This is a genomic window from Kouleothrix sp. 19917 (assembly GCF_057073505.1).
Map to the genome: position 1 here is coordinate 5,734,352 of NZ_CP097099.1, position 13,702 is coordinate 5,748,053.

General features: G+C 65.7%; 9 protein-coding genes. 8 read left to right on the forward strand and 1 reads right to left on the reverse strand.

The features are described from left to right. Positions 1–170: 170 nt before the first annotated feature. Entirely contained in the window at positions 171–1,241 is a 1,071-nt protein-coding gene (locus tag M1P90_RS23150; protein WP_483697818.1) for a LacI family DNA-binding transcriptional regulator, read from the forward strand. A gap of 323 nt (positions 1,242–1,564) precedes the next feature. On the opposite strand, the gene M1P90_RS23155 is transcribed toward M1P90_RS23150, so the two are convergent. Further along, entirely contained in the window at positions 1,565–2,995 is a 1,431-nt protein-coding gene (locus M1P90_RS23155) for a phytoene desaturase family protein (RefSeq protein WP_483697819.1), read from the reverse strand. Between the two features lie 527 nt (positions 2,996–3,522). Between M1P90_RS23155 and M1P90_RS23160 the strand changes: the two genes are divergently transcribed. From M1P90_RS23160 to M1P90_RS23190, 7 genes are all read left to right on the forward strand, one after another. After that, positions 3,523–4,980, forward strand: a complete 1,458-nt coding sequence (locus M1P90_RS23160) for a tagaturonate epimerase family protein (protein ID WP_483697821.1) — start codon at positions 3,523–3,525, stop codon at positions 4,978–4,980. 242 nt (positions 4,981–5,222) lie between these two features. Beyond that, complete coding sequence (locus tag M1P90_RS23165) at positions 5,223–6,038, forward strand: SDR family oxidoreductase (RefSeq protein ID WP_483697822.1); 816 nt, start codon at positions 5,223–5,225, stop codon at positions 6,036–6,038. Between the two features lie 481 nt (positions 6,039–6,519). Next, positions 6,520–7,482 (forward strand): aldo/keto reductase, encoded by a 963-nt coding sequence (locus tag M1P90_RS23170; protein WP_483697823.1) that lies wholly within the window; start codon positions 6,520–6,522, stop codon positions 7,480–7,482. 287 nt (positions 7,483–7,769) lie between these two features. After that, on the forward strand, positions 7,770–8,795 hold the full coding sequence (locus M1P90_RS23175) for a zinc-binding alcohol dehydrogenase family protein (RefSeq protein ID WP_483697824.1): 1,026 nt from the start codon (positions 7,770–7,772) through the stop codon (positions 8,793–8,795). 202 nt (positions 8,796–8,997) lie between these two features. Beyond that, positions 8,998–10,719 carry an adenine deaminase gene (gene ade / locus M1P90_RS23180; RefSeq protein WP_483697825.1) on the forward strand — a complete coding sequence of 574 codons (1,722 nt, stop codon included), beginning with the start codon at positions 8,998–9,000 and terminating at the stop codon, positions 10,717–10,719. 114 nt (positions 10,720–10,833) lie between these two features. Continuing rightward, on the forward strand, positions 10,834–12,261 hold the full coding sequence (locus M1P90_RS23185) for an 8-oxoguanine deaminase (RefSeq protein WP_483697826.1): 1,428 nt from the start codon (positions 10,834–10,836) through the stop codon (positions 12,259–12,261). A 307-nt stretch (positions 12,262–12,568) separates the two neighbouring features. Then, positions 12,569–13,612: a LacI family DNA-binding transcriptional regulator gene (locus M1P90_RS23190; protein ID WP_483697827.1), complete on the forward strand. Its 1,044-nt coding sequence runs from the start codon at positions 12,569–12,571 to the stop codon at positions 13,610–13,612. The last annotated feature ends 90 nt before the right edge of the window (positions 13,613–13,702 follow it).

Sequence of the window (13,702 nt, forward strand, 5' to 3'; positions counted from 1 at the left end):
CTGCAGATGCTGCCAGGGGTGGTTGCCGCCTGGCTATGCATGTTCTTTCACACAGTACCTCCGTTTCTGTGCGGTTTCCTGCGCTGCTCGATTGCGGACCGCTTCGTGTCACGGCGCAGCGCCTGGCCCTGTGGGAGGGCAGGCACACTTCAGCAGTCTGAAGGTGGCGAATGAGAAAGCGCAAAGCAAGCATGCGCGATGTAGCCGAGCTGGCGAATGTGTCAGTCTCGGCGGTTTCGCTGGTTGTGCGCAACAAACCCGGCGTTGCCGACGAAACGCGCGAGCGCGTGTGGGAAGCGATTGCCCAGCTTGGCTATGTGGTGGCCGAGCCGCAGGACGACGGGCGCGCGCCGGCGGTGGGCCTGCTGATCGAGCGCGGGTCGATGCCCGCCATCCTCGATATTTTCTATGGCGAGGTTATTCGCGGCTTCCAGACCGAGGCGCAGCGCCTGGGCTACCAGGTGGTGCTGCATATGTTTGATCGCGGCGAAGAGCGCTTCGACCGGATGTACAGCAGCCTGGCGAGCGATGTCCAGGGCTTTGTAATCGCGAACGACGGCGACATTACGTCGGCAATGGTCGAGCAGGCGCAGAGTGCGCAGCTGCCTCTGGTGCTGATCGAGAGCTATGTGCAGGGCCAGCACCTGCCCTGCGTGATCGGCGATAACTTCACCGCTGGCTATACCGTCACCCGCCACCTGCTGGCGCAGGGCCACCGCGATATTGCGCTGCTGCGCGGGCTCGACAAATACAGCAGCCTGGTGGATCGCGGGCGCGGCTTCCTGGCCGCAATGGCCGAGGCGCAGGCGCCAATTGTGCCAGAATGGATGCCCCTGCCGACTGGCACACTGTTCCAGCGCGGCTATGCCCAGATGCGCGAGCTGCTGAAGCTGGCCCACCGCCCCACCGCCGTGGTCGCGATCAGCGACAAGACGGCATTTGGCGCGCTGGAGGCTATTCGCGAGGCGGGGCTGCGCATCCCCGACGACATGGCGGTCGCCAGCATCGACGATGTGGCCGAAAGCGCGCACACCCGCCCGCCGCTCACCAGCTACCACATTGCGCGGGCGGATATGGGCGTGCTGGCGATGCAGAAGCTGCACCGCCTGATCGCGGGCGAGCCCGAGCTGCCGGTAAAGAGCCTGGTGTATGGCGAGCTTGTGGTGCGCGAGTCGTGCGGGGCGATGCGCCAGGCCGCCAGCAATGTGGTGCAAGAACCGGCCGACGCAGTGGCGAGCTAGGCCGGGGACGAAAGACCGAGGACGAAGGGCCAAAGCATGATTGGTCGTTCGTCCTTTGTTGTTGGCAGAACCGAGAACCGACCAGTTGGCAGTGGGCAGTTGGCAGTGGGCAGTTGGCAGTGGGCAGTTGGCAGTGGGCAGTTGGCAGTAAGCAGGAGCCATCACCGTGCAAATGTGGAACCTGTAACCTTCTAACCTGCAACCTGCAAACCTTATAGTGGAACCTGTAACCTTCTAACCTGCAACCTGCAAACCTTCTAACCGAACCCCAAAACCTCCGTGCCTCTGTGTCCCTGTGGTGAATTCTTTCGGTCGTCCCCGCGCTACGGGTCGTCGCGGAGGGCGGTTTGCGCCGCGAAGTAGCCGCACAGGCCGTGCACGCCGCCGCCCGGGGGCGTGGCCGACGAGCAGAGATAGATGCCGCGCGCCGCAGTGCGGTAGGGTGTCAGGCTCCATGTTGGCCGCGTAAAGAGCTGCCCGAGGTCTTGCACGCCGCCGTTGATGTCGCCGCCAATGTAGTTCGCGTTATACATCTCCATCGCGGCCGGGCTGAGCACACTCCGCTCAAGAATGCGGTCGCGGAAACCGGGCGCGAAACGCTCGATCTGCGCCTCGATGCGCGCGGTCATGTCGTGGGTGGAGCCGTGGGGGACGTGGCAGTAGGCCCAGGCAGTGTGCTTGCCAGCCGGCGCGCGCGATGGGTCGAACAGGCTGGGCTGTGCCAGCAGCACAAACGGCCGCTCGGCGGGCGCGCTGCCCCACACGGCCCGCTCCGATGCGGCGATCTCGGCCAGGGTGCCGCCGAGGTGCACGGTGGCGGCTTGCGCGCAGGCCGGGTCGCGCCAGGGAATCGGCCCATCCAGCGCCCAATCGAGCTTGAACACGCCCGGGCCGTAGCGGTAGCGCCCGAGCGCCCGCCGGTAGCCAGCGGGCAGCTGCTCCCCGGCGATGCGCAAGAGCTGGCGCGGCGTGATGTCGAGCAGGATGGAGCGGGCGGGCGGCAGCTGCGCCAGCGAATCGACGCGCTCGTCGGTGCGGATCTCGCCGCCGAGGCTGCGCAGGTAGGCGGCGAGCGCATTGGCCAGCGATTGCGACCCGCCACGGGGAATGGGCCAGCCGAAGCGATGACCAAGCGCGATCAGCACCAGCCCGACGGCGGCGCTGGGCATACGCTCAAGCGGCAGAATAGCGTGCGCGGCCATTCCTGCAAACAAGGCCCGCGCTCGTTCGCCCCGGAAGCACGTTTCGGCAAGCATGCGCGCCGGCCACAGCCCGCGCAGCCCAAAGCTGGCCATGCTGAAGGGGTAGCGCGGCCAGCGCAGCGGGGCCAGCGCGCCGTCGGCAATCCGCTCCCAGCGCCGCACCACCGGCGCGACCAGCCGCCAGTAGGCGTCGGCGTCTGCGCCGAGGGCCGCGCCCGTCGCGCCCACGCTGCGGTCGAACAGAATCGCGTCGCCGTCGTCGAGCGGGTGGGCCAGCGGCGCGGGCGAGTAGATCCATTCCAGGCCGTATTCGTGCAGCGGCAGGCTGCGGAAAAACGACGAGCCGACGCCCAGCGGATGCACCGCCGAGCAGATGTCGTGCGTGAAGCCGGGCAGCGTCAGTTCGCCCGAGCGCGTGCCGCCGCCCACGGTCGAGGCGGCTTCGAGCACCAGCACCGAGCGGCCGGCACGCGCCAGCGTGATCGCGGCGGCCAGGCCATTTGGCCCCGCGCCAACAATAATTGCGTCGTAGGATGATCGGTCTGTATCCACAGAACCCCCCTGGAAGTCAGGAGAAAGAATTTGGGCATCAGAAAGCACGGCTGCCTGACATGTGATCTGGCTCGATCCCTTGCTTGCGGCATCAGTATAGCATGGGGCGTGCCGCGCAAGCTGAATCTGCGGGGAATAAGTGAAATAAGCAGGGGCTGGTGGAACAGACGCTTCTTGCATATATTGCCCCCATTCTTGCATATGTTCCCCTGCGTCTGCTCATTATTTCCCCTGACATGCCGGGTATTTCCCTCGGTATGGTGTGCAAGCCCCCTGGTGTGATATATATGCCCCTCGGTATGGTGTGGAAGCCCCCTGGTGTTTTCCCTCACCCCCTAGCCCCCCTCTCCCAGGCCGGGCGAGGCGGAACAGGTAGCGCAATACCCTACTCCCCTCGCCCCTTGTGGAAGAGGCCTGTCCTGAGCGTAGCCGAAGGGGGCCGGGGGTGAGGGCGAAAGGCGTGCTACAATGGCGCGCATCGTGTCCGCCACCAGATGGCAGGCCGCTTGCTTCACAAGGACTGTGCAATGAGTGAATGGACCATTCCCGACGGCGCGATTGTGCCGCGCTCGCTGACCGAGCACGCCGGCAGCACCTTTTTCCTGGCGAACCTGGATGCTGGCGAGCGCGTGCTTGGCGTGGCCGGCCCGGCAGCGTCGAGCTTCAGCGGCGCGCTGGACGAAACGTCCGAAGGCGCGACGCTGTTTCCCTGCACGCCGCGCAATGCCGCCGCGCTGCGCGAGCAACTGCCCTGGCTGCGGCCAGTGGCACTGGGAACCCAAACGTCGTTCGGTTTTGGCGACCGTATGGGGCTGGCGACGCCCGGCCACGTCCAGGCCATGCGCTCCACCGGCGCAGAAACGACCATCGCCGCGATCTACGCCCAGCAATCGGTGCGCGAAAACACCCGCACGGGCCGCACGCCGCTGCAAGTGCTCGACGATGCCATGTGGGCGGTATTTGTCGAGGGCTGGCGCGCGCCGTGGGGCGCGGATGCCGACCACGTCAAGGAGACCACCGACCTGCCGCCCTTTGTGGCGGCCGGCTACACCTTCTTCACCATCGACCCGAGCGACTACGTGGACAATGCCGCGCAGACCGACGCGCCCGACACCCTGCGCGAGAAAGTGGCCGCGCTGCCGTGGGATGCGCTCGGCACCAGCTACGACGCGCTGCGGGAAGAATACTGCGCCGCGCCCATCCAGCTTGGCGATCTGACGGTGGAGTTTCGCGAAACCGACCTGCTGCGCGCCCTGGCGAAATATGGCCGCGCGCTGGCGCACACCGCCGCGATTGCCGAGGCGCTGACCGCGCAGCTTGGCGGCCAGCCCTACGACATCGAGATGTCGGTGGACGAAACCGACACGCCGACGTCGATTCAGGAGCACTACTTTATTGCCCGCCAGCTTCAGGCGCTGGCCGTGCCGGTGGTGAGTCTTGCGCCGCGCTTTGTGGGCAAGTTCCAGAAGGGCGTTGACTACATTGGCGACGTGAACGAATTCGCCGCCGAGTTTGCGCGCCACGCCGCGATCATGCGCCACTTCGGCATCTACAAGCTCAGCATCCACACCGGGTCGGACAAATTCAGCCTGTACCCGGCGATTGCCGAGCACACCGGCGGGCGCGTGCATGTGAAAACCGCCGGCACCAGCTACCTCGAAGCGCTGCGCATCGCCGCCGAGCGCCAGCCCGCGCTGTTCCGCGCCATGCTCGACTATGCGCGCGAGCACTTTGCGCACGACCGCAAAACCTACTTTCTCGACGCGCAGCTTGAAAAGGTGCCGGCCGGCGCAGACGTGGCCGACGCCGACCTGCCCGCGCTGCTCGACCAGTTCGACACGCGCCAGGTGCTGCACGTCTGCTTCGGCTCGATCCTCGACGCCTTTGGCGACGACCTGCGCGCCATGATCGCAGACGACCCCGACGCCTACCGCGCCGGGCTGGAGCGCCACTTCACGCGGCATTTGCAGCCCTTTGTGGGATGATCATACGGGCGTATTGCTATACGCCCCCGAACAACGACAGAAGATTCACCACAGAGACACAGAGGCACGGAGAAGTTGCGGGTTGCAGTTGGCAGTTGGCACTATCTTAAAATCAGCGTGCTGTACGTGATATTCAGTTTGCGCTACGCGCAAACTGAATATCAAATAAAAAATCTTCCTTGCCCGCCGCAGGCGAACACGAAGCGCGCGCATTTTAGCGCGGCCCAAGCGGAGAAATCGCAATGACATCACTCTTTTCGCTGGAAGGAAAAACCGCCATTGTCACGGGCGGCACGGGCGTGCTGGGCGGCGCGATTGCCCGCGGGCTGGCGGCGGCGGGCGCGCGCGTGGGCATCCTCGGGCGGCGCGCCGAGCTGGCCGCGCAGGTGGCCCACTCCATCGAGCAGGCAGGTGGCGCGGCCCTGCCCCTCGCCGCCGACGTGCTCGACCCGGCGCAGCTTGCGGCGGCTCGTGAGCGCGCCCTGGCCGAATGGGGCGGCATCGATATTCTGGTGAACGCGGCCGGCGGCAACATCCCCGCCGCCACCATTGTTGGCGAGCGCAGCTTCTTCGACATGACGCCCGACGCGCTCGATCAGGTGGTGCGCCTGAACTTTCACGGCAGCGTGCTGCCTTCGCAGGTGTTTGGCGCGGCAATGGCCGAGCGCGGCGCGGGCGCGATCATCAACATCTCATCGATGGCCGCGCAGAAGCCGCTTACCCGCGTGCTGGGCTACGCCGCCGCCAAGTCCGCAATCGACAACTTCACGCGCTGGCTGGCGGCCGAGCTGGCGCTGAAATACGGCCCGCGCATGCGCGTCAACGCCATCGCGCCCGGCTTCTTCATTGGCGAGCAGAACCGCTCGCTGCTGCTGAACGACGACAACTCGCTCACCGCGCGCGGCCAGCTAATCATCGACCACACGCCGCTGCGGCGCTTTGGCGAACCCGACGAGCTGGTGGGCGCGGCGGTGTGGCTGGCTAGCGATGCCGCGCGCTTCGTGACTGGCATCGTCGTGCCGGTGGACGGCGGATTCTCGGCGTTTGGCGGGATATAGAGCTATTTACGATTGACGATTTGCGATTTACGATTGCGGCGGGCGACGAGCGAGAGAGTACACCACGGAGGCACGGAGGTACGGAGACGGCGAGACAAGGAGATCGGGAGAGCAAACAATAGCGTCCTGAGTGCGGCGTAGCCGCGTATCGAAGGGCGCCGGAAAATCACCACAGAGACACAGAGGCACGGAGTTTTTGAGAAATGACGACGGGCGACTGACCAACGACGAATGATCATCGTCAACCCGCAACCTGCAACTTTCAAACAGGCGTATACGATACGCCCCGGCGAAAACCTGCAACTTTCAAACAGGCGTATACGATACGCCCCGGCGAAAACCTGCAACTTTCAAACAGGCGTATACGATACGCCCCGGCGAAAACCTGCAACTCAAACCTTCGCGTTCTTTGCGGTTCAAATTCCTGTCGTCGGTCGTCAGTTGTCGGTAGTCTCCATAGAAAACGAGAAAGGCCGAATCAATGCCATCTTCACTAGCCACGCGCCGCTTTGGCAGCAGCGACATCCTCGTCACGCCCCTGTGCGTTGGCTGCGCGCCGCTCGGCAGCATGCCCGACACCTTTGGCTATGGCGTGTCCGTCGAGCAGGCGCTCGATACCCTGCGCGCCGTGTTTAGCAGCCCGATCAACTACATCGACACGGCGGCATCCTACGGCGACGGCGAGAGCGAGCGGCGCATTGGCCTGATGCTGCGCGAGCTGGGCGGTATCCCCGACGGCTATGTGCTTGGCACCAAAGTCGACCGCGACGCGAAGACGGGTGACTTCAGCGGCGATCAGATGAAGCGCTCGCTGGAGCGCAGCCTGCAACTGCTAGGCCTCGACCGCCTACAGATCGTGTTTCTGCACGACCCCGAGCACACCACGTTTGAGAATGTGATGGGGCCGGGCGGCCCGCTCGAAGTGCTGCAGGACTACCAGCGCCAGGGCGTGATCGACCAGCTTGGCGTGGCGGGCGGGCCGGTCGATATGATGATTCGCTATGTCGAAACGGGCGCGTTCGGCTCCATGATCACCCACAACCGCTACACGCTGCTGAACCGCTCGGCCGCGCCACTGCTCGAAGCATCTGCGCAGCGCGGCATGGCGGTGCTGAACGCCGCGCCCTATGGCAGCGGCATTCTGGCGAAAGGGCCTTCGGCCTATGCGCGCTACGCCTACCAGGAGGCAGACGCCACAACACTTCGGCGCGCACAGCATATGGAAGCGGTGTGCAATGAACATGGCGTGCCGCTGGCCGCTGCCGCGCTGCAGTTCTCGCTGCGCGACCCGCGCATCACGTCCACCATTATCGGCATGACCCGCCCTGAGCGCGTGGCGCAAACGGTCGAGCTGGCGCAGCACGCCATTCCCGACGAGCTGTGGCCGCTGCTCGACGCCGAGGGCTACGACGAGAGCGACCCCGAGGCCAATCGGTTCAAGTAGAAATGAGTTGCGGGTTGGCGGGTTGCAGGTTTGCATGTTCAGCAGTGGCGAACGTGTTTCGCCCTGAGACCATCAACCTGCAACCTTCAAACTTGTAACTGCATCAGGGTCTGGGGTCTGGGGTTTTGGGATTGGGCGCCTTGTAACCTGCGAACCTTCCAACCGATCCTCAAAATCTCCGTGCCTCTGTGCCTCCGTGGTGAATTTTTCTCCACGCTTGGGAAGGCAAACCTTCAAACCTGCCAACCTGCAACCTTCAAACCTGCCAACATGAAACAGGGAAATCGATGCAAACAATCATCCTCGATCACCCCGGCTATTTACGACTGGACAGCACGCCCGAGCCAGCCGCGCCCGGCCCCGGCGAGGCGCTGGTGCGCGTGCGGCGCGTCGGCATCTGCGGCACCGACATCCACGCCTTTCACGGGCGGCAGCCATTCTTCAGCTACCCGCGCATTCTCGGCCACGAGCTGGGCGTCGAGCTGCTGGCGCTTGGCCCTGGCACCGAAGGCCCACCACCCGGCGCAATCTGCGCTGTTGAGCCCTACCTGAACTGCGGCACCTGCATCGCCTGCCGGCGCGGCCGAACGAATTGCTGCACGAGCCTGCAGGTGCTTGGCGTACACACCGACGGCGGCATGCGCGAGTGCATCCTCGTGCCGGCCAGCAAGCTTCACGCTTCGGAAAAGCTCTCGCTTGAGCAGCTCGCGCTGGTGGAAACGCTGGGCATTGGCGCGCATGCCGTGCGCCGCGCCGCGCTCGATCCCGGCGAGCAGGTGCTGGTGGTGGGCGCGGGGCCGATTGGCCTGACGGTGATGCAGTTTGCCAGGCTGGCCGGCGCAGAAGTGATCGCGCTCGACATCAGCGCCGAGCGGCTCGCATTTGCGCAGGCGCAGGGCCTGGCCGACCATGCCGTCGTTGCAGGGGCGGATTCCGACGCAGCGATTGGCGCACTTACGCATGGCGACCTGCCGACGGCCGTGTTCGATGCGACTGGCAACGCCGCTTCGATGATGCGCGGCTTCGAGCTGGTGGCGAACGGCGGTCGGCTGATCTTCGTCGGCCTGATGCAGGGCGACATTACTTTCAACGACCCGAACTTCCACCGCCGCGAGATTTCGCTGCTGGCCAGCCGCAACGCCACACCGGGCGATCTGCGCGGCGTGATTGCGCAGATCGAGGCCGGCGCGATCGACACACAGCCGTGGATCACGCACCGCGCCACCAGCGACGAATTTGCCGAGCAGTTCCCGGGCTGGCTCGCGCCCGACACCGGCCTGATCAAAGGCATGCTGCTGTTTGGCGACTCATAGCGTAGGGCCGAACGACTGAGCCGCCGAGAACACAGAGATCACAGAGCAGGAAAATTAAACTCTGTGCTCTCTGTGTGCTCGGTGGCCAATAGCTCGTTCCCGGCAGTAGCCGAAACGCCGAAGCTGTGTCACAATACGGGTGTGGGCGTGTTTCCCGCGCCGCCCGAGTGCCAACCCGAGAGCGCCCGCAGAAAGAAACGCCATGCTTCTCGACCAGCTTCTGCCCGTTGCGCGCGGCGAGCGCCCCGCCGACCTTCTGCTGCGCAATGCGCGCGTCGTCAACGTTTTCACTGGCGAACTCGAAACTAGCGACGTCGCCATTTCTGGCGGCGTGATCGTTGGCATGGGGCCGGGCTACCGCGCCGCGCAGGAGCGCGACCTGGCCGGCCGCGTGCTGGCGCCCGGCTTCATGGACGCGCACATGCACGTGGAAAGCGCGATGGTGCCGCCAGCCGAGTTCGCCCGCGCCGTGGTGCCGCAGGGCACGACCACGGTGGTGATCGACCCGCACGAGATCGCGAATGTCTTCGGCGCGGCCGGCATCGATTACCTGCTCGCGGCGCGCGAAGGAATTCCGCTCGACGTCTTTGTGATGCTGCCCTCCGCCGTTCCGGCTTCGCACATGGAAACCGCTGGCGCGGCGCTCAGTGCCGCCGATCTCGCGCCTTTCATGCAGCACCCGGCCGTGCTTGGCGTTGGCGAAATGATGAATTTCCCCGGCGTGATTGCGGGCGACGCCGAGGTGCTGCGGCGCGCGGCCATTGCTGGCACAAAGCGTGTGGACGGCCATGCGCCCGGCGTGCGCGACCAGGCGCTGAACGCCTACATTCTCGCGGGCGTCGGCTCGGATCACGAGTGCACCACCGTGGCCGAAGCCGAGCAGCGCCTGCGCCGTGGCATGTACCTGATGATCCGCGAAGCCTCGAACGCGCGCAACCTCGCCGCGCTGCTGCCGGCTGTCACGCCCGCAAACAGCCGCCGCTGCCTGCTCGTCACCGACGACCGCACGCCCGCCGATCTGCTCGACGAAGGGCATATCAATTTTCTCGTGCGCAAGGCGATTGGCCTGGGCCTCGACCCGGCAGTTGCCGTGCAGATGGCAACGCTGAATGTGGCCGAATACTTCGGGCTGCGCGGGCGTGGCGCGATTGCGCCCGGCTACCGCGCCGACATGGTCGTGCTGGATGATCTCAGCGCCGATTTCGCAGTGCTGGAAGTGTATCGCGACGGCGCGCTGGTGGCCGCCAACGGGCGACTGCTGGCCGAATCGCGCACCAGTGTGCCGCCGCTGCCGAACTCGGTGCATCTGCCCGCGCTCACAGCCGCCAGCTTCGCCATCCCCGCAGCGGGCGGGCGGGCGCGCATCATTGGCCTGGTGCCCGACCAGATCGTCACGCGGGCGCTCAGCGATGCCGTGCGCGTTGAGAACGGCATGGCCGTGGCCGACCCTGAGCGCGACATTCTCAAGCTCGCGGTGATCGAGCGGCACGGGCGTGGCGGAGCGGTTGGTTTGGGCTTTGTGCAGGGTTTTGGGCTGCGGGAAGGCGCGCTGGCCTCGTCGGTCGCGCACGATTCGCACAACATTATTGCCGTGGGCACGAACGACGCCGATATGCTGGCGGCGGCACAGGCCCTGGCCGACATGCAGGGCGGGCAGGTCGCGGTGGCGGGCGGCACCGTGCTGGCGGCGGTTCCCCTGCCAATTGCCGGGCTGATGAGCGACCAGCCGGTTGAAACCGTGCGCATGGAGGTCGATGCGCTCAACGCCGCAACGCGCGGCCTGGGCTGCCCGCTTCATGCGCCGTTCATGGCGCTGTCGTTTCTGGCGCTGCCGGTCATCCCGTCGCTCAAGCTCACCGATCAGGGCGTGGTCGATGTTGAGCAGTTCGCGCTGGTGCCGCTGTTTGAAGTTAATGAGCGATAATCCACAGATTACGCAGATTACGCAGATGACATACGCTGCGATGAAAGAGGCCGCTAGCGGTTCTCGGTTCTGTGGTTCTCAGTTCTGCGGTTCTATTTTCAGGGAGAATATTCTATGGCGACCTTGCTGCTGAAAAACGCCGCGCTGCTGGCAACCATGGACGACGCCGACACGCGCTACGCCGACGGCGGCATCTTTGTCGACGGGAATGAAATCCGCCAGATCGGCCCGAGCGCCAGCCTGCCCGCCAGCGCCGACACCGTGATCGACGCGCGCAACATGGTCGTGCTGCCGGGCCTGGTGAACACACACCACCACTTCTACCAGACCCTGACGCGCAACATTCCCGCCGCGCAGGACGCCAACCTGTTCACATGGCTGCGCACGCTCTACCCGATCTGGGCCGGCATGACGCCCGAGGCAATTCATGTCAGCACGCAGGTTGCGATTGCCGAGCTGATGCTCTCGGGTTGCACCACCGCCAGCGATCACACCTACATCTGGCCGAACGGCGCGCGCCTCGACGACCAGATCGCGGCGGCGCAGGCGCTGGGTTTCCGCTTTCACGCCGCGCGCGGCTCGATGTCGGTGGGCGAAAGCAAGGGCGGCCTGCCGCCCGACCGCGTGGTCGAGGAGGAAGAATTCATTCTGCGCGACTCGCGCCGCCTGATTGAGGAATATCACGACGCGGCGCGCTTCAGCATGCTGCGCGTGGTGCTGGCGCCCTGCTCGCCCTTCTCGGTTTCGCCCGACCTGATGCGCGAAAGTGTCGCGCTGGCGCGCAGCTATGGCGTGCACTCGCACACGCACCTGGCCGAAACGCAGGACGAGCACACCTACTGCCTGCAAGCCTTTGGGCGCACGCCCGTAGAGCTGGCCGAAGACCTCGGCTGGGTCGGGCCGGACGTGTGGCACGCGCATATGGTCCACCCGTCCGACGCGGAAGTGACGCGCCTGGGCCGCACGCAGACCGGCGTGGCGCACTGCCCAAGCTCGAACATGCGCCTGGCTTCGGGCGTTGCGCCGCTGCGGGCGCTGCAACGCGCCGGCGCGCGCGTGGGCCTGGGCGTGGATGGCTCGGCCTCAAACGACGGCTCGCACATGCTGGCCGAAGCGCGCCAGGCCCTGCTGCTGCATCGTCTCGCCGACGCAATTGGGCCGGCAGCGTACGGGCGCAGCAGCGCCGCCAGCGACCCAAATCAGCCGCCCGCTGCTGCGCCCCTGCTACGGGCGGATGATGCCCTGCGCCTGGCCACGCGTGGGGGCGCGGCCGTGCTCGGCCGCGACGACATTGGCATGCTTGCGCCGGGCATGGCCGCCGACTTCGTGGGCTTCCGCATCGACACGCTCGGTTTCGCGGGCGGCGCCGTGCACGATCCGCTGGCCGCGCTGGTGTTCTGCCAGCCGCCACAGGTCGATCTGAGCGTGATCAATGGGCGCGTGCGCGTGCAGGATGGTCACTTGCTTGGCGTCGATCTGCCCGCGCTGGTGGCGCGCCACAACACGATTGCGCGAGCCCTCGCGCGCGGCGAGCTGCGCTAGCGCAGGGTGACGAAGGACGAAAGACGAATGACCAACCTGTTACTGGTCGTTCGTCTTTCGCCCTTCGACGTTCGGGCGTATCGCATACGCCCTTCGACGTTCGGGCGTATCGCATACGCCCACTCTCCACTAAAAATCTCATAAAAATCTAAAATTTTAATATTGACCCCGCGCGCCTCCCCGCCTATAGTGAGAACACACAACGTCTCTTGGAACACACCCGCCGGCGTGCCCTGTATGCACGTGAGCCACCCTCACGCAGCCGGCAAATGGCATCGCAGCCAAACCCGACGTGAAGGAACCCGTCATGCCTCAGCGCGTCACGCTCGAAGACATTGCGCGCGCGAGCGGCGTATCGCTGGCGACTGTGTCGCTGGTGCTGCGCGACAAGCCCGGCATTCACCCCGAAACGCGCCAGCGCGTGCTCGGTGTTGCCCGCCAGCTTGGCTACCAGCGCAAGATCAGCGACGCCGCGCCCCAGCAGTCGCCGCTGCGCCAGATCGGCGTGCTGATCAAATCGCGCGCCGACGACGAACCGCAGACCAATCCCTTCTACGCGCCCGTGCTGGCCGGCATCGAAACCGCCTGCCGCCGCCAGCAGATCAACATGCTCTACGCCACCGTGCCGGTGGACGCAGATAACTTCCCGCAGGAACTGCCGCGCATGCTTGTCGACGACGCGCTCGACGGCGTGCTGCTGGTGGGCGCGTTTGTCGACAGCACGATTGCGCGCCTGATGCAGCGCCGCGCCATCCCGGCCGTGCTGGTCGATTCCTACGCCGCCGACAACCGCTACGACTCGGTCGTTTCGGATAATTTTCGCGGCGCGTACCAGGCCGCTTCCTACCTGATCCGGCGCGGGCACCAGCACATCGGCCTCGTCGGCACGCTGCCGCACGCCTACCCCAGCATTGAAGAACGACGGCGCGGCTTTTTGCAGGCGCTTGGCGAGCACAAGCTGCCCGGCCCTTACTTCGCCGATTGCCATCTCGGCGACGTGGAAGCCGGAACCGCCGCCGAAGCATTGCTGCGCCGCGCGCCGCAGATCACCGCCGTGTTTTGCGCGAACGACCATGTGGCGGTAGGGGTGGCGCACGCCGCGCGCTGCATGGGCCTGCAGCTGCCGAACGAGCTGTCGATCATCGGCTTCGACGATATCGACCTTTCGGCGCAGGCCCAGCCGCCGCTCACAACCATGCAGGTGGACAAAGTGAACATGGGGCGCATGGCAGTGCAGCTGCTGGCCAACCGCGTCGAGCAGCCCAGCGCCGGCGGCGTGACACTGATGCTGCGCCCAACCCTGATCGAGCGCCAGTCGGTGCACGCGCTTGCCGGGCTGGTGGCGCTGTGAGCGCGGGCGACAGAAGGGCGTATGCAATACGCCCAGACCAAGCACTGCAAGGGCGTATCGCATGCGCTCACCGCAGAACGGTGCGAGAGA

What these genes read in the sequence shown, in the direction of transcription:
- M1P90_RS23150 (WP_483697818.1), top strand. Translation starts at nt 171, where the DNA reads ATGAGAAAGCGCAAAGCAAGCATGCGCGATGTAGCCGAGCTGGCGAAT.
- M1P90_RS23160 (WP_483697821.1), top strand. Translation starts at nt 3,523, where the DNA reads ATGAGTGAATGGACCATTCCCGACGGCGCGATTGTGCCGCGCTCGCTG.
- M1P90_RS23165 (WP_483697822.1), top strand. Translation starts at nt 5,223, where the DNA reads ATGACATCACTCTTTTCGCTGGAAGGAAAAACCGCCATTGTCACGGGC.
- M1P90_RS23170 (WP_483697823.1), top strand. Translation starts at nt 6,520, where the DNA reads ATGCCATCTTCACTAGCCACGCGCCGCTTTGGCAGCAGCGACATCCTC.
- M1P90_RS23175 (WP_483697824.1), top strand. Translation starts at nt 7,770, where the DNA reads ATGCAAACAATCATCCTCGATCACCCCGGCTATTTACGACTGGACAGC.
- ade (WP_483697825.1), top strand. Translation starts at nt 8,998, where the DNA reads ATGCTTCTCGACCAGCTTCTGCCCGTTGCGCGCGGCGAGCGCCCCGCC.
- M1P90_RS23185 (WP_483697826.1), top strand. Translation starts at nt 10,834, where the DNA reads ATGGCGACCTTGCTGCTGAAAAACGCCGCGCTGCTGGCAACCATGGAC.
- M1P90_RS23190 (WP_483697827.1), top strand. Translation starts at nt 12,569, where the DNA reads ATGCCTCAGCGCGTCACGCTCGAAGACATTGCGCGCGCGAGCGGCGTA.